Source organism: Streptomyces sp. NPDC051364 (assembly GCF_040682115.1).
Classification (GTDB): Bacteria; Actinomycetota; Actinomycetes; order Streptomycetales; family Streptomycetaceae; genus Streptomyces.
In genome coordinates, this window is the sequence record NZ_JBFBAH010000010.1 from 192,643 (window position 1) to 213,877 (window position 21,235).

Below are 21,235 nucleotides of genomic sequence, written 5' to 3' on the forward strand. Positions count from 1 at the left end.
CGTTAGCCTCAGGAACATTGCAACGAATTCTTGCCCCTCACCTGCGTTTATGCTGATTTTGCGCAACGCATGTGTTGCCAACTCTGTGAATGCAACGTAGCTTTTCCATCATCAGAAACAGCGGGCCGACAGAGTGCACGCTGAAGCAGAAGGAGAACGCCATGCAGAAGTTCGACACCCCCGCCGGCCGCTCCACCGTCCTCGACATCCCCGCCGGACGCATCCGGTTCATCGCCGCCGACCGGGACAACACCACCGTCGAGATCCTGCCCGCCGACCCGTCCAAGAGCCGCGACGTGAAGGCCGCCGAGGAGACCACCGTCACCTACATCGACGGCGTCCTGCGCATCCAGGCCGCACCGGCCAAGAACCAGGTCCTCGGCTCTTCCGGATCCATCGAACTGACCGTCCAGCTGCCCGCCGGATCGCGTATCGAGGCGAAGGCGGCCAGCGCCGAGTTCCGTTGCGTCGGACGCCTCGGCGATGTCTCCTTCGAGGGCGCGCAGGCCACGGTCAACATCGACGAAGCGGCAAGCGCCCGGCTGACCCTCATGTCGGGTGATGTGTCGGTCGGCCGTCTGGGCGGGGACGCGCAGATCAGCACCCAGAAGGGCGACCTCCACATCGCAGAGGCCGTGCGCGGCACGGTCACGCTGCGCACGGAGCAGGGCGAGATCACGGTCGGCGCCGCCCGCGGAGTCTCCGCTGCCCTGGACGCCGGCACCACCTACGGCCGGATCAACAACTCGCTCCAGAACAGCGAAGGCGTCGCCGGCCTGAACATCCACGCCAGCACCAACTACGGCAACATCACCGCCCGCAGCCTCTAACCCGCAGCGTCAAAGGGAGCGTCCATCATGACCGGCTTGGCCATCGCGGCGAACGGGCTGCGCAAGTCCTACGGCGACAAGACCGTGCTCGACGGCATCGACCTGAGCGTTCCGGAGGGGACGATCTTCTCCCTGCTCGGGCCGAACGGCGCCGGGAAGACCACTGCCGTCAAGATCCTCTCCACCCTCATCACCCCGGACGCCGGTGAGATCCGTGTCGCCGGTCATGACCTGGCGGCCGATCCGCAGGCGGTGCGGGCGGCGATCGGTGTCACCGGGCAGTTCTCCGCCGTCGACGGTCTGATCACCGGCGAGGAGAACATGCTCCTCATGGCCGACCTCCACCACCTGTCCAAGAGCGAGGGGCGGCGCACCGCCGCCGAACTGCTGGAGCGCTTCGACCTGGTGGAGGCCGCCAAGAAGCCTGCCGCCAGTTACTCCGGCGGTATGAAGCGCCGCCTCGACATCGCCATGACCCTGGTCGGCAACCCGCGGATCATCTTCCTCGACGAGCCCACCACCGGCCTCGACCCGCGCTCCCGCCACAACATGTGGCAGATCATCCACGAGCTGGTCTCCGACGGCGTCACCGTCTTCCTCACCACCCAGTACCTCGAGGAGGCGGACCAGCTCGCCAACCGCATCGCCGTCCTCAACAACGGCAAGATCGCAGCCGAGGGAAGCGCCGACGAGTTGAAGCGGCTCATCCCCGGCGGGCACGTCCGGCTGAGGTTCACCGACCCTGCCGCATACCAGAGCGCCGCGTCCGCGCTGCGCGACGTGGCCCGGGACGACGAAGCGCTCGCCCTGCAGATTGCCAGCGGCGGCAGTCAGCGCGAACTGCGCACCATCCTCGACCGGCTGGACTCCGCCGGTGTCGAGGCGGACGAGCTGACCGTGCACACCCCCGACCTGGACGATGTCTTCTTCGCCCTGACCGGCACCAACATCCCCAGCCAGCCCAGCCAGTCCGAGGAGACCGTCCGATGAGTTCTTTCTCCCTCGCCGTGCGCGACTCGTCCACGATGCTGCGCCGCAACCTCCTGCACGCGCGCCGCTACCCCTCGCTCACACTGAACCTGCTGCTGACCCCGGTCATGCTCCTGCTGCTCTTCGTCTACATCTTCGGCGGCGCCATGAGCGGAGGCATCAGCGGCGGCGGAGACCGCTCCGCATACATCGCCTACATCGTCCCCGGCATCCTGCTCATGACCATCGGCAGCACCGTCATCGGCGCCGCCGTGTCCGTCTCCACCGACATGTCCGAAGGCATCATCGCCCGCTTCCGCTCGATGGCCATCCACCGCGGATCCGTGCTCATCGGGCACGTCATCGGCAGCGTGATGCAGTCGATCGCCAGCGTCGTCCTCGTCGGCGCCGTCGCCGTGGCCATCGGTTTCCGCTCCAAGGACGCCACGGCCCTGGAATGGCTCGCCGCGTTCGGGCTCCTCGCGCTCTTCGCTCTCGCGCTCACCTGGATCGCCATCGGCATGGGCATGGTCAGCCCCAACGCGGAAGCTGCCAGCAACAGCGCGATGCCGCTGATCCTCCTCCCCCTCATCTCGAGCGCGTTCACCCCGATCGACTCGATGCCGGGCTGGTTCCAGCCGATCGCCGAGTACCAGCCGTTCACCCCGGTCATCGAGACCCTGCGCGGCCTGCTGCTCGGCACCGAGATCGGCAACAACGGCTGGCTCGCCCTCGGCTGGTCCATCGCCCTCATCGCACTCGGCTACCGCTGGTCCACCGCATCCTTCAACCGCGACCCCAGGTAACAGCCATGAGCGTGGACCGCCCCAGGGCGGCGTGACCCGGCACCCGCCGGGCACGCCGCCCTCGCGGCATTCCCGGCCATCCGGTACACCGGATGACAGCGGCTGTACGGGTTCTCCAGCAGACTGCGAGCACCCTTCGAGGACGGGGCGCAATGCTCGGGTCATGAGCTCCGATACGGACGGGCGCAAGCCCTCGCGGGGCATCCGAACCGCCCGCCGGCGCCCATCCCCCGAGGGCACCGGCGGGCTTTCGCTCTGCCCGCCCGCTGCCGGTCCGGTCGGTGTGATCAGCGGGGGCAGTGTTGCCGGCACAGACGAAGGGACACACCGACGATGAACAGCACGTGGTTCCGGCGCTTCACCACGACCACGACCACGGAATACGGGCCACGCCTCTTCTGCTTCCCGCACGCGGGGGGCTCCGCGACGGCGTACGTGCAGCTGGCGCGCGCGCTGCCCGCGGACTTCGACGTGGTGTCCGTGCAGTACCCGGGGCGCCAGGACCGGTACCACGAGGAGCCGTTCACGGCCGTGGCCCCGCTCGTCGAGGCAGTGGCCGAGGAGCTGGCCCACGAACTGGCCGCGGACCCCGGACGGCCGTACGCCCTGTTCGGCCACAGCATGGGCGCGCTCGTCGCGTTCGAGACGGCCCGGCTCCTCGTCGCCCGGGGCGAACTGCCCGGGCCCCAGCGGCTGTTCCTCTCCGGCCGGGGCGCGCCGCGCCCGGGCACCAGTGCCCAGTACGACTTCTACGACGACGCCGACGTGCTGGCCGAGCTGCGCAGGCTGGGCGGCACCGATCAGTCGATGCTCGAGAACCCCGAGGTCCTGGAGCTCGTACTGCCGGCACTGCGAGCCGACTACCGGGCCCTCGCCGCGTACGACTGGCGCGGGGGAGAGCCGCTCGGCGCTCCGATCACCGCCCTGATCGGGGACAGCGACCCGATGGTGACGGTCCAGGAGGCCGGGACCTGGCGGGAGCAGACCAGCGGTGACTTCGACCTGAAGGTCTTCCCCGGCGGCCACTTCTACCTCGTCGACCAGATCGACCAGGTCACTGCGGCCGTCACCGAGGGGCTGCTCGCCGCCGCCGCTTCCTGACCCGTGCTTCCTGGCCGGCCCGCCGTGCCCAGGAGTGGCGAAGACCTCCGGTGTGGTGGTGTCCTGACACCACCACACCGGAGGTCTTCGTGTTCCGCCGCGATGCCCGGAGTGCGGCTCAATATGACGGGTTGACCTTGACCCTGGGTCAGGGTGGACGCTGATGGCATGACCAATTCCACTTCCTCGTCCTGGACCGGCATGGTCCCTGTCGACGACACGGCCCTGGCCGTCACGGACACGCGCGGCCCCGGCCGTCCCGTCGTCTATCTGAACGGTTCCTATGCCGACTCCCGGCCCTGGCGGCCCGTGATCGCCGAACTCGACTCCGGCTGGCGGCACATCACCTACGACGAGCGGGCCCGCGGCCGGTCGAGGCGGTCGGCGGACTACTCCTTCGAGGCGTGCGTCCGCGACCTCGATGCTGTCCTCGAGGCGACCGGGGTGGAGCGGCCGCTGCTCGTCGGCTGGTCCTACGGTGCGGCGCTCGCGGCGCACTGGGCCGACCGGAATCCGGACCGCGTCCTGGGGGTGGTGTCCGTGGACGGCGGCATTCCGTACGGTCTGACCGGCGAGGAGGGCCGTGAGCGGATCCGGCGCCTGTTCCGCCGGATGCGGTGGCTGCTGCCGCTGGTACGCCCGCTGGGCCTGGCCGCGCGGATGACCGCCGACCAGCATGCCGACATCAACATCGAGGCCAACGAGGTCAACGCCGCCATCGAGCCGGTCCTCGACCGCTTGACCTGCCCGGTGCGGTACGTCCTCGCCACGGGGGCCAGCCTCGGCGGGGGCCAGGAGGAGATGGAGAAGATGCGGGCCGCGCTCGATCCGGTGCTCGCCCGGAACCCGAACGTCAAGGTGAGCGCGAAGGTCGCGAGCAACCACTCCAAGGTTCTGGCCAAGGACTTCCGGGCCATCGCCTCGGCCGTGCGCGAGACCTCGGCCGCCCACGACCTGAGGGCCCGCTGAGCCGATGGTGTACGGACTCACGATCGGTCAGGCGGCCGCGTTCGCCGGGGTCACGGTGAAGACCGTGCGCCACTACCACCGGCTCGGCCTGGTCGACGAACCGGAACGCGACAGCTCCGGTTATCGCCGGTACGGATCGTCCGACATGTTGCGGCTGGTCCAGGCCCGCACGCTCGCCGACGCGGGCGTGCCGTTGGCCGAGGTCGGGGATCTGCTCGACGCCGATCCCGAGCAGTTCGTCTCCGCCCTGGACGACGTCGAGCGGCGGCTCACCGATCGGATCGAGGAGCTGATCGCGCGGCGCGCGGTGCTGCACCGGCTCGCCGCCGGCGACCGGCTCCTGCTGCCCGAGCGCGCGTGCGTGGCCCTGGACCGGTTCGCGGAGCTCGGCTTCAGTGCCGACTATGTGGCCATCCAGCAGGAGGCCCTGATTCTGGCCCGTGCACTGGTGCCGGAGGTCTTCGACAGCTTCCTGAGCCAGCTCGAGCGCCAGCTCGGCGACCCCCAGTACATCGAGCTGATGAAGCTCTGCCAGGACGCCGAGTCGTGGGATCCGGACGACCCACGGCTGGACGAGATCGCGTCCGCCCTGGCCGCCAAGGTGCTGGCCAACCGCGAACTGCTGTCGATGCCGGCCGAGTTCCGGGCCAGGCCCGACGCCGCCACCCGCTACGGACTCATCAACCACCACCGGGAAGACCAGGCGCCGGCGGCTGCCCGGCTGACCGAGCTGCTCGAGGCGAACCTCCGCGCAGCGGGCGTCGACATCCCGCATCAGTAACGGCCTGCGAGGCAGCTGCCGGCGGCCCGGCCCGAAGACGACGGCCGGCCCGGTGGCTGGTGCCACCGGGCCGGCGGGGGTGCGGCTCCCTGACGGTCCGGACGGGGGCCGGTCCGCCGCGGGAGTCCGCTGTATGTGTCCCCTTGCGGGGATCCGCTAGGAGACGCGGTCCGCGAGCTCGCGCTCACGGATCGGGACCGAGCGGGCCACGATGCGGTTGAGCTTCTCGCCCTCCACGTCGACGTTCGGGAGGATGGCGTCGAGCCAGCGGGGCAGCCACCAGGCGGCCTTGCCGAGCAGGGCGAACAGGGCCGGCACGATCGCCATGCGGACGACGAAGGCGTCGAAGAGGATGGCCGTCGCCAGCCCGAAGCCGATCATCTGGATCATGTCGTTGGCGTCCAGGATGAAGCCGGAGAACACGCTGATCATGATGGCCGCCGCGGCGGTGACGACGCGGCCGCTGTAGCGGAAGCCGGTGACCACGGCCTCGTCCGGGCCTGCGCCGTGGACGTAGGCCTCGCGCATCCGGGAGACCAGGAAGACCTCGTAGTCCATGGCCAGGCCGAAGACGATGCCGATCATGAAGATCGGCATGGTGCTCATGATCGGACCGGTCTGGTCGATGCCGAGGACGTCCTTCAGCCAGCCCCACTGGAAGACCGCGACGACGGCGCCGAGGGCCGCGCTGACCGACAGGAGGAAGCCGAGGGCCGCCTTCAGCGGGACGAGCAGCGAGCGGAAGACCAGGACCAGCAGGACGAAGGCCAGGCCGACGACCAGGCCGAGGTAGGGCACGAACGCGTCGTCCAGCGTCTTCGAGAAGTCGATGAGCATCGCGGTCTGGCCGGTGATCAGCACCTCGCCGGCGGTCTGCTCCTCCAGGCCGCCCGCGACGGCGCGGAGGTTGTGGACGAGGTCCTCGGTCTTCTTGTCGGCCGGACCGGTGGTCGGGACGACGTTGAGGATGGCGGTGTCGCCGGCCTCGTTGGCGACGGCCGGGGAGACCGAGGCCACCCCGTCCACCTTGGCGAGGGCCTTGCCGACGGTGTCGCCGGCGGCCTTGGCGTCCTTGGCGCTGACCGTGACCATCAGCGGGCCGTTGAAGCCGGCGCCGAAGGACTCGGACAGGATGTCGTACGCCTTGCGCTGGGTGGTCTCCGTCGACATGGTGCCCTCGCCCGGCAGGCCGAGCTCCAGGCTGGCGGCGGGCACCGCGAGTGCACCGAGGCTCACGACGCCGACGAGCAGGACGGCGACCGGGTTGCGGAGCACGTAGCCGGCCCAGCGGGAGCCGAGGTTCGGCTTGTTCGGGTCCTTCTTCGCGGCGCGCGCCGCGGCCTTGGCGGCTCGCTTGGCGGACACGCGCTGCTTGCGGGCCGACAGCGGCCCGCTCCAGAACAGGTGGCGCTCGCGGCGGGGCAGCACCTTGAACGGGGCGAAGCCGAGCAGCGCGGGAACCAGCGTCAGCGCGATGAGGACGGCGACGGCGACCGTACCGGAGGCGGCCAGGCCCATCTTGGTGAGCAGCGGGACGTTCACGACGGACAGGCCGGCCAGCGCGATGATGACGGTGAGGCCCGCGAAGACGACGGCCGAGCCGGCCGTGCCGACGGCGCGTCCGGCGGCCTCCTCGCGGTCGCGGCCCTCCGCCATCTCCGAGCGGTAGCGGGAGACGATGAACAGCGCGTAGTCGATGCCGACGGCGAGGCCGAGCATCATCGCCAGCGTCGAGGTGGTGGCGGAGAGCCCGAACGTGCTGCCGAGCGCGGTGATGCCGGAGATGCCGATGGAGACGCCGATGGTGGCGGTCAGGAGCGGCATGCCGGCCGCGATCATCGAGCCGAAGGTCAGCAGCAGGACTATGGCGGAGACCAGGATGCCGATGCCTTCGCCGGAACCGCCCATCTCGGCCTTGATCTTGACGGCGTCACCGCCGGCCTCGACGGTCAGTCCGCCGGCCCGGGCCTTCTCGGTGATCTCGTCGAAGGCGTCGTGCGCCTCGTCGCTCACCTCGGGGCCGGGGACCTTGTAGGTGACCACCGCGTAGGCGGTGGTGCCGTCCTTGCTGATGGTGTCGGCCTGGTAGGGGTCGGTCGCGCCGATCACCTCGGGGGCCTTGGACAGGTTCCCGAGCAACTCGGTGACGCCGGCCTTCGGGCCCGTGTCGGAAATCTTGGCGCCCTGGGGGGCGCGGATGACGACGCGGGCGCTGGCGCCGGTGGCGCTGGCCGTGGGGAACTTCTCCTTGAGCAGGTCGAACGCCTTCTGCGACTCGGTGCCCGGCATGGAGAAGGTGTCGGCGGGGGGCGGGGGTGCGGAGGACGCCGCGACTCCGACGCCGCCGAAGATCAGCACCCACAGGATGACCAGCAGCCATCGGCGCCGGAACGCCAAACGGCCGAGTTTGTAAAGGAAGGTGGCCACGGCGAGTGGACTCCCATCGGATCGGCAGAGCAACAGGCAGGACTCAAGGACAATAACAAACCGCTCATGCGGTTTTCTTGACGGCGATGGATTCGCGCCACCACACCGGCTTCAGCCACGGAACGCTGTGCGGAACCAGTCGCACGGTTCGATCCAGCACGAGCTGAACCCCGTCGGAAGTTCACCGGAAACCGGTGGTGGCCCACTGGAGCCCTGCTCGAGAACGGCGGGCCGGCAGCACGAACGCCCGCGGCCCCCCGGTCAGGGGGCCGCGGGCGCATCGGCGTGACGGCACGGTCAGAGAACGGCGCCTTCCCTCGTCCTCCTGCGCAGAGTCGGCCTGCTGGACTGGGCGAGGTCCTTCCACATGTCCGAGAGACCGGTGATGGTGCGCGCCGCGAACAGCCTGCGGATCGACACCTCCTGGTTCAGCTCCGCCCGGATCAGGCCGACCAGCCTGATCGCCCGCAGCGAGTTGCCACCGAGGTCGAAGAAGTCCTCGTCGATGCCCACCCGGTCCAGCTCGAGCACGTCGGCGAACGCCGCGGCCAGCACCCGCTCGGTCTCGTTGCGCGGTGCCCGGTACTTCGCGTCGAACTCGGGCTCCGGCAGCGACGCCCGGTCGACCGTCCCGTTGACCGTCACCGGCAGGCGTTCCAGCACCGTGAACACCGACGGCACCATGGACTCCGGCAGCCACCCTGCGGCGAACCGGCGCAGCTCTTCGCCCGAAACGGCCTGGCCGCGGACCGGGACCACATAGGCCACCAGCCGCTGCTGCCCCGAACCGTCCTCCTTGACGACCACGACCGACTGTGCAAGGCCGCTGTGCTCGGACAGCACCTCTTCGACCTCGGCCAACTCGACTCGAACGCCACGTACATCGACCTGGGCGTCGGCCCGGGCCACGTACTCGAGCCGGCCGCCGGTACCCCAGCGCACCCGGTCTCCGGTCCGGTACATGAGCCCGCCGGCCGGACCGAACGGGCAGGGCACGAACCGCTCCGCGGTCGGCCCGGGCTGCCGGGCATATCCACGGGCCACGCCGGGCCCGGCCACGTACAGCTCTCCGGTCACGCCGACGGGGACCGGCGCCAGTCCCGGACCCAGCACGTAGAGCGCGGTGTTGTCCATCGGACGGCCGACCGCGGATGCGAGGCGCACCGGTTCGTCCGCAGCCAGGCGCTGGCATGCGGCGAATACGGTCGTTTCCGTCAGGCCGTGGCCGGTGATGATCGTCAGCTCGGGGCAGGCCTCGCGGACCCGGCGCAGCGCGGCCGTGGACACGCGGTCGCCACCGGTCCACACCTCGCGCAGCCCGGCAAAGCTCTCGGGGCGTTCTGCCGCGATCGCCGAGAACAGGCTCGCGGGCAGCCACACCGTGGAGATCTCGTGCGCCGCTCGCGCAGCGGTCAGCGCGTCGATGTCGAGCTCCCCCGCGGGAGCCACGACCACGCGGCCGCCGTTCAGCAGAGGCACCCACAGTTCGAGGGCGAGCGCATCGGCGGTGTGCGGCGCGTGCCACAGCACGGTGCCGTGGCCGGCCTCCTTGCAGTGGCGGTCCTTGACGAACCGCTCCATGTTCCGGTGCGTCACGGCGACTCCGGTGGCCGCGCCGGCCGTTCCGGAGCCGTGCATCACGGCCAGCAGGCTGTCCTGGTGCGACGGGACCGCAGCCTGCGGCGCACCGTCGTTCTCGTCGGCGCTGTCCGAGCGGATGTCGTCGAACACGATCGCGGGAACGTCCAGGCCGGAGGAGAGTGCGCCGGCTGTCGCCGCATCGGTGAGCAGTGCGCGCGCCGAGGAGTCGCCGACCTGCGATGTGATCTGCTCCGCCGGGAGCGTCGGGTCGATCGGCAGGTAGGCTCCGCCCGCCTTCACGACGCCCAGCAGGGCGACGGCGAGGTCCACCGACCGGGGCATCGCCACGGCGACGACCGTCTCGGGTCCGACGTGCCGGCGTCGCAGCGCCCCGGCCAGACGGCTCGAGCGCTCGTCCAGCTCCCGGTAGGAGACCTCCGAGTCGCCGGACACCATCGCGATGGCGTAGGGGTCCCGCTCCACCTGCTGGGCGAACAGCTCCGGAACCGTCAGCCCCGGCAGCGCCGCGTCCGTGTCGTTCGGTGCCGTCAGGACGCCGTCGCGCTCGACACCGCTGACCACGTCCAGCGCACCGATCGGCTGCGTACCGGCGGCCACCACGGCACGGATGTGCGCGATCAGCTCCTCGCCGAGGAAGCGCAGCTCCGCGCGGTGGTACAGGCTCGCGGGGGCGTCGAGCCGGATGTAGAGGTCGCTGTCGGCGCTTCCGTCGGTGTAGACGCCGATCGACAGTTCCTCGAAGGTGCCGGTCGTCGCGCCGGAGTAGCGCGCCGGGCTGTCGGCGAAGTGGAGCTGCTCCACGAACTCGACGACGTTCATGACGGCACCGAAACTGCCGCGGCCGCTCAGGACGGTTCCGCTCGCGCGCTGGATGTCCGAGTAGTGGCAGGCGGTGTGGCCGAAGAGCTCGTACGTCTCGTCGACCATCGCGTCGGCGATCTCGGCGAAGGTCGCGCCGAGCGGAACGGCCACCCGTACCGGCACCACGTTCACGGCCAGGCCGGGGGTCCTGCTCGCCACGCCGACGCGGTTGCCCACGGCCAGCGAGAGGAGGAACTCCGGACGGTCGCAGCGGTGCCGGAAGAAGACCGCCGCGGCGGCGGTGAGCATCTGGGACATCCACACGCCCATGGACGTCGCGGTCTCGGTCCACACGTCGGCCTCGGCGCGCGGAACGGTCAGCGTCCGGCTCACCATGCCGATGGTTTCGGCCACCTCCGACCAGCGGTCGGCGCTGCTCATCGGCTGGGAGAGCGCGGCCCGCAGCGAGTCGGACAGGGCGACCCGCGGAACCTGCGCGGGCGCCGGCGCATCCTTCAGGTAGTCGCGCCAGAACTCCGTGTCCTCGGTGAACTTCTGGGAGGCGAGGTACTCCGTCGCCTCGGACGCGAACGACTCGGCGTCCCACGGGTGCGCCAGCTCCGGTACGTTCTCGCCCCGCAGCAGCGCCGTGTAGACCTCGGCGAGGCGCCGCGAGAGCAGGCCACCCGCGCCGAACCCGTCCGATATGAGGTGGTGGTAGGCGATCACCAGGAGGGAACGGGCCTCCGCGAGTTTGACCACACCCAGTCGGAACAGCAGGTCCCGCGACAGGTCGAACGGCTGCCGCACCATGTCGGCCAGCGCTTCGCGCGCCGCCTGCTCGGGATCGGCCTCGGCACTGAGGTCCAGGAAGAACGGCCGCCAGTCCCCCAGTTCCCGGGGTACGAGGCGCAGCCCGCTGCCGTCGTCGACGAAGTTGACGCGCAGCACCTCCGCCTCGCCCATCACGTGCAGGAACGCGGATTCAATGACCGCCGCGTCCAGCTCACCGTCCACATCCCACATGGTCAGCGCATGGTTCGGCGTGTCGGGAGCCATTTCCTGCGCCCGCCACATGCCTTTATGCGCAGACGACGCACCGAACGAACGCACACAGATCAACTCCTCAGCAAACAGGCCCGGGAATCGGAGAACTTCACAGATCACCCCCACCTTCAGGGAAGTGGGTCAGCCGTTCAAGACAACTTGGTGCCGGGCGGGACACACCGCTGTGGAGCTTGCGGTGTGTCCCGCCGGCGGGACATTCCTACGCGGCCATCGAGGACGTGACGTGCTCGGCGATCCGCCTCGGTGACGGGAACTTCAGGACCAGGTTCGCCCTCAGCTTGAGTCCGGTCGATGCGGTCAGGCGCTTGCTCAGCTCCACCGACAGCAGCGAGTCGAATCCGATCTCCTTGAACTCCTGGTCGGGGTCGAGCGACGCGCTGGAGGGGTGTCCGAGCACGACGGCGACCTTCTCGAGGACGTGCTCGAGCACGAGTGCCTTCGCGTCGTCGTCGGAGAGGGCGGCGAGCCGGTCCGGCAGGGGGACGAGGTGGTCGTCGCCTGCCGGCGCATCGGTCGAGGGCACCTCCGCCGCCACCGCCGTCTGCGAGGAGTTCAGCCAGTACCGCTGCCGCTGGAACGCGTACGTCGGGAGGTCCACCCGCTCGCGCGTCCCGAACAGGGCGTCCCAGTCCACCGACCCGCCCCGGACGTGGAGCTGGGCCAGCGAGCCGACCACGGCCTCCACCTCGTCCCGGTCCCGCCTCGAGGAGGACAGGACCAGCGCGTCGTCCACGTCCTCGACGATCTCCTGCACCGGGACGGTCAGAACGGGGTGCGGGCTCATCTCGACGAACACCCGGAAACCGTCCTCGGCCAGCCGCTGGACGGAGGTTTCGAAGAGGACCTTCTCGCGCAGATTGTCGTACCAGTAGTCGCCGGTCAGCCGTGCGGTGTCGATGACCTCGCCGTGGAGGGTCGAGTAGAAGGGCAGCGTCGACGTCTTCGGGCTCACGTCGGACAGCGGGCCGGTCACCTGCTCGCGGACCCGGGTCACATGGTGGGAGTGCGAGGCGTAGTCGACCGAGATCCTCCGGGCCTGGGCGCCGTCGGCCTTCATCTTCTCGACGAATTCGTCGAGCGCGTCCGGCTCCCCGGACACCACCACGGAGCGGGGCCCGTTGACGACGGCGATGCTCAGCTGGTCGCCCCACGGAGCGAGGCGTTCCGCTACGACGTCCGCGGACTCCGCGACCGATGCCATCCCACCGTGACCGATCAGGTCCACCAGAGCCAGGCTGCGGAGCGCCACGATCTTGGTGGCGTCCCTCAGCGACAGCGCACCGCAGACGTAGGCGGCGGCGATCTCGCCCTGGCTGTGTCCGACCACCGCGGCCGGTTCCACGCCCCAGGAGCGCCACAGGGCGGCCATGGACACCATCACCGAGAACAGCGCCGGCTGGACCACGTCCACCCGGTCCAGGGACGGCGCCCCCTCCACGCCGCGCACCACGTCGAGCAGCGACCAGTCGACCCATTCGGACAGGGCGGCCGCGCACGCGTCGAGGCTCTGCGCGAAGACCGGGAAGGTGTCGTACAGCTGCCGGCCCATGCCGACCCACTGCGACCCCTGACCGGGGAACATGAAGGCGACACCGCCGAGTTTCCCGGCGGCTGCGCGCACCACCGCGGGGGACTCCGCGCCTTCGCCCAGCGCCGTCAGAGCGCTCAGGAGTTCGTCGCGGCCGCGGCCCAGCACGACCGCACGGTGGTCGAACCGCGACCGGCTCGACAGCAGCGACGCGCCGATGCCGGCGATGTCCGCCTGCGGGTCGGCAGCGAGGAAGTCGCGCAGCCTGCCCGCCTGGCCCTGCAGGGCGGCCGCGCTCTTGGCCGACACGACCCAGGGCACCAGCCCGCCGACGACGCCAGGGACCGGAGCCCGCTCGTCCGCCTGCTCCTGCTGCGGAGCATCTTCAAGGATCACGTGCGCGTTGGTGCCGCTGACGCCGAACGAGGACACCCCGGCCCGGCGCGGACCGTCAGCCCGGGTCCACTCACGGCCCTCGGCCAGCAGTTCGACCCCGCCGGAGGACCAGTCGACGTGTCGCGTGGGCGCGTCCACGTGCAGGGTCTTCGGCAGGTACCCGTGACGCATGGCCATCACGGCCTTGATGACCCCGCCGACCCCGGCGGCGGCCTGGGCGTGACCCATGTTCGACTTCAGGGATCCCAGGAAGAGCGGCCTGCCCTCGGCCCGGTCCTTCCCGTAGGTCGCCAGCAGGGCGTCCGCCTCGATGGGATCGCCCAGGGTGGTTCCGGTGCCGTGGGCTTCGACCAGGTCCACCTCGGAGGCCTTGACCCCCGCGTTCGCCAGTGCCCGCCGGATCACCTTCTCCTGGGCGCGGCCGTTGGGAGCGGTCAGCCCGTTGCTGGCCCCGTCCTGGTTCACCGCGGAACCGCGGACGACGGCGAGCACCGGGTGGCCGTTGCGGCGGGCGTCGGACAGCCGCTCCAGGAGCAGCACGCCCACGCCCTCCGCCCATCCGGTCCCGTCGGCTCCGTCCGCGAAGGCCTTGCACCGGCCGTCGGCCGACAGGGCGCCCTGGCGGGCGAACTCCACGAAGGCCGCGGGCGTCGACATCACCAGCGCCCCGCCGGCCAGCGCGAGCGAGCACTCTCCCGCACGCAGTGACTGCACCGCCATGTGCAGGGCCACCAGCGAGGACGAGCACGCCGTGTCCAGGGACACCGCCGGCCCGGTCAGCCCCAGCTCGTACGCCACCCGGCCGGACGCGACGCTCAGCGAGCTGCCGTACAGCAGGTAGCCCTCCAGCTCGCTCTGGCCCGCCTCCAGGAATCGCCACCCGTACTCGGTGGAGCTCACTCCGGAGAAGACGCCGACCTCCGCCCCGCGTACGTCGGCGGGGACGATGCCGGCGCGCTCGAAGGCCTCCCACGACGTCTCCAGCAGCAGGCGCTGCTGCGGATCGGTCGCCAGTGCCTCGCGCGGGCTGATGCCGAAGAAGTCCGCGTCGAAGCCGGCGACGTCCGCCAGGAACCCTCCCTGGCGCACGTATGCGCTGCCGACGGTGTCGGGGTCCGGGTCGTACACGTCCCGCCACCCGCGGTCCGTCGGGAACCCGTCCACGACGTCCCGGCCGCTGCGGATCACCTCCCACAGCTCCTCGGGCGACGAGACGCCTCCCGGGTAGCGGCAGGCCATGGACACCACGGCGATCGGCTCGCCACGACCGGCCTTCAGGGCGTCGTTCTCCTGGCGCAGGCGGTCGCGCTCCTCCAGCAGCGCACGGAGCGCCCGCTGGACCCGGTCCCCGCCCTCCGCCGTCTGATCCGCGGAGTTGGTCATGTCACTTACCTCTTCTCATCCAGAGCCAGGTCGAGCAGCGCGTCCAGGTCCAAGTCCGACAGTTCGTCCGCGGCGGTGTCCGCGTCCGCCGCGGCTGCGTCGCCGTTCGCCCGGGGCGGGTTGGCGCACGCCAGGACCAGCTCCAGGAGACCTGCGCTGCGCAGGCTGTCGATCGAGACGTTCCGCAGCACTTCGCGGATCGCAGCGTCCTCGTCCGCGCTCGCGTCCGCCTCGGGCCGCAGCAGGCCGAGCAGGTGCAGGCCCAGCTCGCGCGGTGTGGGGTAGCTGAAGACGAGGGTGGACGCCAGGCGCAGTCCGGTCGAGGCGGCCAGGCGGTTGCACAGTTCGACCGCGGTCAGCGAGTCGAATCCGAGCTGGGTGAACGCCTGGTCGGCGTCGACGGCCGCGCCGGACGGGTGTCCGAGCACGATTGCCGCCTGGTCGCGGATCCAGTCCACGGCCGCTGCCTCGGCCTCGTCCGCCGGCAGGGTGACCAGCCTGGCGGACAGGTCCGCAGAGCCGCCGTCCTTGGGCGTGCCCGCCCTGCCCCGGCGCGGACGGGCGCCGTCGACGAGGCCGCGCAGCAGCAGCGGCAGCTCGTCGGCGGCCTTGTTCCGCAGCCCGGCGACGTCCACCCGGGCCGGGACGAGGACCGGCCTGCCGCTCGCACACGCCGAGTCGAACAGGGCCAGTGCCTCGGGCGTCGGCATCGGGGCGATGCCCATCCGCCGGAGCCGGGAGAGATCGGCCTGGTCCAGGTCCTCGGTCATGCCGCTGCTCTGCTCCCACCAGCCCCAGCACAGCGAGGTGCCGACCAGGCCGGATGCGCTGCGCTGCGCCGCCAGACCGTCCAGGAAGCCGTTCGCCGCGGCGTAGTTCGCCTGTCCTCCGGTGCCGAGCGTGCCGGCGAGGGCGGAGAACTGGACGAACGCCGACAGGCTGTGCTCCCGGGTCAGCTCGTGCAGGTTGGCCGCACCGCCGACCTTGGCGCGCAGCACGTGGTCGAGGCTCTCCGCGGTCAGCGATTCGACGGTGCCGTCCGCCAGGACGCCCGCCGCGTGGACGACCGCGGTCAGCGGGTACCGGGGGGGCATGTCCGCGAGCAGGTCCGCCAGGGCGGCCCGGTCCGCGATGTCGCATGCCACGACCCGGACGGCGGCGCCGGCCTCCTCGAGGTCCGAGACCAGCTCGGGAACGCCGTCGGCCGCCGTTCCCCGACGGCTCGCCAGCACCAGGCTCCGTACGCCGTGTTCGGCGACGAGGTGCCGCGCCACCAGCGAACCGACGCCGCCGGTGCCGCCGGTGACGAGCACGGTGCCGCCGCCGAAGCCGCCGCTCAGGTCGAAGACCAGCTTGCCGACGTGGCGGCCCTGGCTCATCTCGCGGAACGTCGCGCGGGCTTCGCGGATGCTGCGGACGGAGATCGGGCTGAGCTGCACCTGTCCGCCGGCGAACAGCTCCATGACGTCGCGGAACATCTCGTGGATGGTGTCCGGGCCCGCCGTGCCGTAGAGGTCGAAGGCCTGGTAGTCGACTCCGGGGTGGTCGGCCGCGACCTGCCGGGGGTCGCGGATGTCCGTCTTGCCCATCTCGATGAAGTTGCCGCCGCCCGGCAGCAGCTTCAGGGAGGCGTCGACGAAGGTGTGCGCGAGGGAGTTGAGTACGACGTCGACACCGCGGCCGTCCGTGGCTTCGAGGAACTTCTCCACGAACTCCAGGTCGCGCGAGGACGCCAGGTGCGCGTCGTCGAGGCCCATGCCGCGCAGCGCGGGCCACTTGGCCGGGCTGGCGGTGGCGTAGACCTCGGCGCCCACGTGCTTGGCCAGCTGGACGGCGGCCGTTCCGACGCCGCCGGCCGCGGCGTGGATGAGGATGCGCTGCCCCTTCTGCAGCTTCATCACGTGGAAGAGCGCGTAGTAGGCGGTGAGGAACGTGCTCGGCATGGAGGCCGCCTCGGCGTGGCTCCAGCCGTCGGGGACGGGGGCCAGCAGGCGGTGGTCGGCCACGGCCACGCGGCCGAAGGAGCCGTTGAAGATGCCGGTCACCCGGTCGCCCGGGGCAAGGCCGGCCACGTCGTCCGCGACCTCCAGCACGATGCCCGCGCCCTCGCTGCCGAGCCCGGAGTCGAAGTCCGTCCGGTCGATGAGGCCCAGGGCGATCGTGACGTCGCGGAAGTTGAGGCCGGCGGCCTGGACGGCGATGCGGACCTGCCCGGCCTCCAGGGGCGCCGCCACCTCGGGGCACGCGACCCACGTCAGGTTCTCCAGCGTGCCCGCCTTCGCGATGCCCAGCCGGTACGCGCCGTCTGCCGGGGCGTCGAGCTGGTGGTCGGCGGGCGCGGCCTGCGCCATCCGCGGCACGAGGAACGTACCGCCGCGCAGCGCCAGCTGGTCCTCGCTGAGGGCGAGGGCGTCCGCGAAGGCCGCCCACGAGGTCTCCTCGTCGTCGATGTCGACGAGCCGGAACCGGCCGGGGTGTTCGGTCTGGGCGGAGCGGATCAGGCCCCACACGGACGCGCCGGGCAGGCTCTCGACGTTGTCCCCCGCGCCGGCGGCCTGCGCCAGGCGGGTGAGCACGACCAGCGTGGACGCGGCGAGCCGGTCCTCGGCGAGGAACCGCTGGACCCAGTCCAGCACGTGCTTGTCCGCGTCGCCGACCGTGGTGAGCAGGTCGTCGCCGGGGGCGACGGCGTCGTCGAGGCACAGGACGAGGTGGCGGGGGGCGTCGGCGGCGAGGACCTCGCCGAGGGACGCGTACAGCGAGACGCTGCCGTCGCCCGCGGCGACGAGCCGGGCGGCCCGGCCGGTCTCCGCGCCGATGACGCCCCACTGGGCGCGGCCGGCGTCCGGCGCGGCCTCCGGGGCCGGGCGCCAGTCCAGTGCGTACAGGGACTGCTCGCGGCCGCCGCGCGCCGAGCGGACCTGCTCGGCGCTGGCCGGGCGGAACGTCAGCGCGTCGACGTGGGCGATCTCGTGGCCGTGCTCGTCGGCGATCACGAGGGATACGACGCCTTCGGCGGCCGGGGTGAGCTTGACGCGCACGGTCGGGCCGCACTCCCCGGCGAGGTGCACGCCGGACCAGGCGAAGGGCATCCAGCCCTGGTCGCCCGTCACGGTGATGACGCCGCCGACGACGACGGCGTGCAGCACGGTGTCGATCAGCGCCGGGTGCAGGGCGAACCCGCCGTCGGCGCCTTCCGGCAGGGTGGCGAGGGCGAACAGGTCGTCGCCCTTGCGCCAGACCTCGCGCAGGCCGCGGAACAGCGGGCCGTAGTCGAAGCCGCCGTCCGCAAGGGAGTCGTAGAGGCCGTCGAAGCCGATCTGCTCGGCCCCGGCCGGCGGCCACGCGGCGAGCGCGCGGGCGTCGTCGGCCCGGTCGGCGTCCTGCGGGGCGCCGGGCGCCAGGCTGCCCATGGCGTGCCGGGTCCAGCCGCCGGCACCGGCGGCGTCCTCGGCGGGACGCGAGTACACGTCCAGGGAGCGGCGGCCGCTCTCGTCCGCGGCGCCGACGACGACGCGCACCTGCACGTCGCCCGTGTCGGGGAGGATCAGCGGGACTTCGAGGGAGAGCTCCTCGACCGAGGCGCAGCCGACGTGCTCGCCCACCGACAGCGCCAGGTCCATGTAGGCGGTCGCCGGGACGACGACCGAGTCGAACACGGCGTGGTCGGCGATCCACTCGTGGGTCCGCAGGGACCACAGGTCGGTGAACACCAGCTCGTCGGTGCTGGGGTGCTCCACCACGGCGCCCAGCAGCGGGTGCTCCGCGGCGGACAGCCCGGCGGAGGTCACGTCCGCGGACGCGAGGCCCGAGAGGAAGTCCATCCAGTAGCGCTGGTGCTGGAACGCGTACGTCGGGAGGTCGACGCGCTCCTGCGTGCCGAACAGGGCGGCCCAGTCCGCGGTGGCGCCCAGGACGTGCAGGTCGGCGAGCGCGCCGAGCAGGCCCTGCGCCACACCGCGGTCGCGGCGCGCCGAGGCCACCACGGCGGCGTCGTGCACGCCCTGCGCGGCGAACGCGTCCTTGGTGAGGCCGGCGAGCGTGGAGCCCGGGCCGACCTCGACGAAGACGTTCGCGCCGGCCGCGCGGGCGCGCTCCACTGCGTCGTGGAAGCGCACGGGCTCGCGGACGTGGTCGACCCAGTGGGCGACGGACGTCAGCTCCTGGAGGGTGGCCTCGCGGCCCAGCAGCGTCGAGACGACCGGGACCGACAGCTCGCCGCCCATGGGAAGCGCGCGCAGCGCCAGTTCGAACTCCTCCAGGACCGGGCCCATCAGCGGGGAGTGGAACGCGTGGTCGACGGGGAGCAGCTTCGCCGACCGGCCGTCGGCGACGAGCCGGTCGCGCAGGTCGTGGACCTCGTCGCGCAGGCCCGAGACCACCACCGACTCCGGGCCGTTGACGGCGGCGATGCCGGTGCGGGTGTACGGGCGCAGCAGCGCGGCGACTTCGGCTTCCGGGGCGCGGACCGCCAGCATGGCGCCGGGCTCGGTGACGGCCTGCATGGTGCGGCCGCGGGCGGCCACGATGCGGGTCGCGGTGTCCAGGTCGAAGGCTCCGGACACGTGGGCGGCCGCGATCTCGCCGACGGAGTGGCCGATCAGGTGGGTCGGCTGCGGGCCGTACTGGCTGAGGAGCCGGTAGAGGGCGACCTGCAGGGCGAACAGCGCGGGCTGCATGACGTCCGTGCGCTCGCGGCCCTCGGGCTCGTCGGCGAGGAGCAGGGGCCCCAGCCCGAAGGGGAGGTGCGCGTCGAAGCACGCGCAGACCTCGTCGAGGGCCTCGGCGAAGACGGGGAAGGTGTCGTACAGCTCGCGGGCCACGCCGGTCCACTTCGAGCCCTGGCCCGGGAACATGAAGGCGGAGCCGCCCGGCTCGCCGGCCGCGCCGCGCACCACGGCGGGGGACTCGGCGCCCTCGGCCAGCTTCGCGAGGGCGTCCAGCAGGTCGTCCCGGCCGCTGCCCAGCACCACGGCGCGGTGCTCGAACTGCGCCCGGCCGGAAACCAGCGAGGCGCCGATGGCGGCGAGGTCCGCCGCCGGGTCGGCGGCGACGAACGTGCGCAGCTTCTCGGCCTGCGCCCGCAGCGCCTGCTCGGACCGCGCCGACAGCGCCCACGGCACGAGGCCCGAGATGCCGGCCGGCACCCGGTCGGCGGCGTCGGGGGCCGGCTGCGGCTCGGGGGCCTGCTCGAGGATCAGGTGGGCGTTGGTGCCGCTGGCGCCGAAGCTGGACACGCCGGCCCGGCGGGGACGGCCCGGGGCGGTGGTCCACTCGCGGGCCTCGGTCAGCAGCTCGACCGCGCCGGCCGTCCAGTCGACGTGCGTCGAGGGCTGGTCCACGTGCAGCGTCTTGGGCATGACGCCGCGCTGCATCGCCATGATCATCTTGATGATGCCGCCGACGCCGCCCGCCGCCTGGGTGTGGCCGATGTTCGACTTCAGGGAGCCCAGCCACAGCGGGTTGCCCGGCTCGCGCTCCTGCCCGTAGGTGGCCAGCAGCGCCTGCGCCTCGATGGGGTCTCCGAGCGTGGTACCGGTGCCGTGCGCCTCGACCACGTCGACGTCGCCCGCCTGCACCCGGGCGTTGGCCAGCGCGGCCCGGATGACGCGCTGCTGCGCCGGGCCGCTCGGTGCGGTCAGGCCGTTGGAGGCGCCGTCCTGGTTGATGGCGGAGCCGCGGATGACCGCCCAGATCTTGCGGCCGTTGCGCTGCGCGTCGGAGAGCCGCTCCAGGACCAGCATGCCGACGCCCTCGGAGAAGCCGGTGCCGTCCGCCGCGTCGGCGAAAGCCTTGCACCGGCCGTCCGCCGCCAGGCCGCCCTGGCGCGCGAACTCGCGGAGCACCTGCGGCATCGCCATGACGGTGACACCGCCGGCCAGCGCCAGGCCGCACTCGCCCTGGCGCAGCGACTGCACCGCCTGGTGCACCGTCACCAGGGAGGACGAGCACGCGGTGTCGGTCGACACCGCCGGGCCCTCCAGGCCCAGCGCGTACGACACGCGGCCGGACGCGACGCTCAGCAGGGAGCCGATCTGCGCGTAGCCCGAGATGTTCTCGGGGGTGAAGTAGTGGTTGCCGTACCCGAAGTAGGCGATGCCGGCGAAGACGCCGGTGCTGGTGCCGCGCAGGGAGTGCGGGTCGATGCCGGCCCTCTCCAGGGACTCCCACGAGGTCTCCAGCAGGAGCCGCTGCTGCGGGTCGGAGGCCAGCGCCTCGCGCGGGTTGATCTCGAAGAAGTCGGCGTCGAAGTCGCCCGCGTCATGGAGGAAGCCGCCTTCCCGCGTGTAGCAGGTGCCCGGCCGCTCGCGCTGCGGGTCGTAGAGGTCCTCCAGGTCCCAGTAGCGGTCCTCGGGGAACTCCGATACGGCGTCCGCGCCCGCCTGCACCAGGTCCCACAGTGCCTCCGGGGACGCCGCCCCACCCGGGAAGCGGCAGGCGACGCCCACCACGGCGATGGGCTCGGCGGCGGCCTCGGTCAGCTCCTTCAGGCGCTTGCGGGTTTCGATCAGCTCGATCGACGTCCGCTTGAGGTACTCGAGAACTTCGGCGTTGTTGTCGTTTGTCATCGCTC

10 protein-coding genes are annotated in these 21,235 nt (G+C 71.7%); 6 read left to right on the forward strand and 4 right to left on the reverse strand.

Annotated elements, in window-relative coordinates:
• The first annotated feature begins 161 nt into the window (after positions 1 to 161).
• The 6 genes from AB0M76_RS22750 (at position 162) to AB0M76_RS22775 (ending at position 5,456) form a co-directional block, all read left to right on the forward strand.
• The gene (locus tag AB0M76_RS22750; RefSeq protein WP_365954605.1) at positions 162 to 830 is read left to right on the forward strand and encodes a DUF4097 family beta strand repeat-containing protein; all 669 of its coding nucleotides are present in this window, start codon (positions 162 to 164) and stop codon (positions 828 to 830) included.
• A 27-nt stretch (positions 831 to 857) separates the two neighbouring features.
• A complete protein-coding gene (locus tag AB0M76_RS22755) occupies positions 858 to 1,820 on the forward strand; it encodes an ATP-binding cassette domain-containing protein (protein WP_365954606.1) in 963 nt (320 codons plus the stop codon).
• Entirely contained in the window at positions 1,817 to 2,605 is a 789-nt protein-coding gene (locus tag AB0M76_RS22760) for an ABC transporter permease (protein WP_365954607.1), read from the forward strand. The genes AB0M76_RS22755 and AB0M76_RS22760 overlap by 4 nt, the downstream gene beginning before the upstream one ends.
• Before the next feature lie 333 nt (positions 2,606 to 2,938).
• A complete protein-coding gene (locus AB0M76_RS22765; protein WP_365954608.1) occupies positions 2,939 to 3,706 on the forward strand; it encodes an alpha/beta fold hydrolase in 768 nt (255 codons plus the stop codon).
• A gap of 168 nt (positions 3,707 to 3,874) precedes the next feature.
• Entirely contained in the window at positions 3,875 to 4,675 is an 801-nt protein-coding gene (locus tag AB0M76_RS22770) for an alpha/beta hydrolase (RefSeq protein WP_365954609.1), read from the forward strand.
• Positions 4,676 to 4,679: 4 nt separating this feature from the next.
• Positions 4,680 to 5,456 carry a MerR family transcriptional regulator gene (locus AB0M76_RS22775; RefSeq protein WP_365954610.1) on the forward strand — a complete coding sequence of 259 codons (777 nt, stop codon included), beginning with the start codon at positions 4,680 to 4,682 and terminating at the stop codon, positions 5,454 to 5,456.
• Between the two features lie 156 nt (positions 5,457 to 5,612).
• Here the strand turns inward: AB0M76_RS22775 and AB0M76_RS22780 are convergent, their stop codons facing one another.
• From AB0M76_RS22780 to AB0M76_RS22795, 4 genes are all read right to left on the reverse strand, one after another.
• Complete coding sequence (locus AB0M76_RS22780) at positions 5,613 to 7,883, reverse strand: MMPL family transporter (protein ID WP_365954611.1); 2,271 nt, start codon at positions 7,881 to 7,883, stop codon at positions 5,613 to 5,615.
• Between the two features lie 297 nt (positions 7,884 to 8,180).
• Complete coding sequence (locus AB0M76_RS22785; RefSeq protein ID WP_365954613.1) at positions 8,181 to 11,459, reverse strand: amino acid adenylation domain-containing protein; 3,279 nt, start codon at positions 11,457 to 11,459, stop codon at positions 8,181 to 8,183.
• Positions 11,460 to 11,553: 94 nt separating this feature from the next.
• Positions 11,554 to 14,661 carry an acyltransferase domain-containing protein gene (locus AB0M76_RS22790; RefSeq protein ID WP_365954614.1) on the reverse strand — a complete coding sequence of 1,036 codons (3,108 nt, stop codon included), beginning with the start codon at positions 14,659 to 14,661 and terminating at the stop codon, positions 11,554 to 11,556.
• 5 nt (positions 14,662 to 14,666) lie between these two features.
• The gene (locus tag AB0M76_RS22795; RefSeq protein WP_365954615.1) at positions 14,667 to 21,230 is read right to left on the reverse strand and encodes a type I polyketide synthase; all 6,564 of its coding nucleotides are present in this window, start codon (positions 21,228 to 21,230) and stop codon (positions 14,667 to 14,669) included.
• Between the last annotated feature and the right edge of the window lie 5 nt (positions 21,231 to 21,235).

Coding starts and splice junctions, on each gene's coding strand:
- AB0M76_RS22750 (WP_365954605.1), top strand. CDS start 162: ATGCAGAAGTTCGACACCCCCGCCGGCCGCTCCACCGTCCTCGACATC.
- AB0M76_RS22755 (WP_365954606.1), top strand. CDS start 858: ATGACCGGCTTGGCCATCGCGGCGAACGGGCTGCGCAAGTCCTACGGC.
- AB0M76_RS22760 (WP_365954607.1), top strand. CDS start 1,817: ATGAGTTCTTTCTCCCTCGCCGTGCGCGACTCGTCCACGATGCTGCGC.
- AB0M76_RS22765 (WP_365954608.1), top strand. CDS start 2,939: ATGAACAGCACGTGGTTCCGGCGCTTCACCACGACCACGACCACGGAA.
- AB0M76_RS22770 (WP_365954609.1), top strand. CDS start 3,875: ATGACCAATTCCACTTCCTCGTCCTGGACCGGCATGGTCCCTGTCGAC.
- AB0M76_RS22775 (WP_365954610.1), top strand. CDS start 4,680: ATGGTGTACGGACTCACGATCGGTCAGGCGGCCGCGTTCGCCGGGGTC.
- AB0M76_RS22790 (WP_365954614.1), bottom strand. CDS start 14,661: ATGACCAACTCCGCGGATCAGACGGCGGAGGGCGGGGACCGGGTCCAG.
- AB0M76_RS22795 (WP_365954615.1), bottom strand. CDS start 21,230: ATGACAAACGACAACAACGCCGAAGTTCTCGAGTACCTCAAGCGGACG.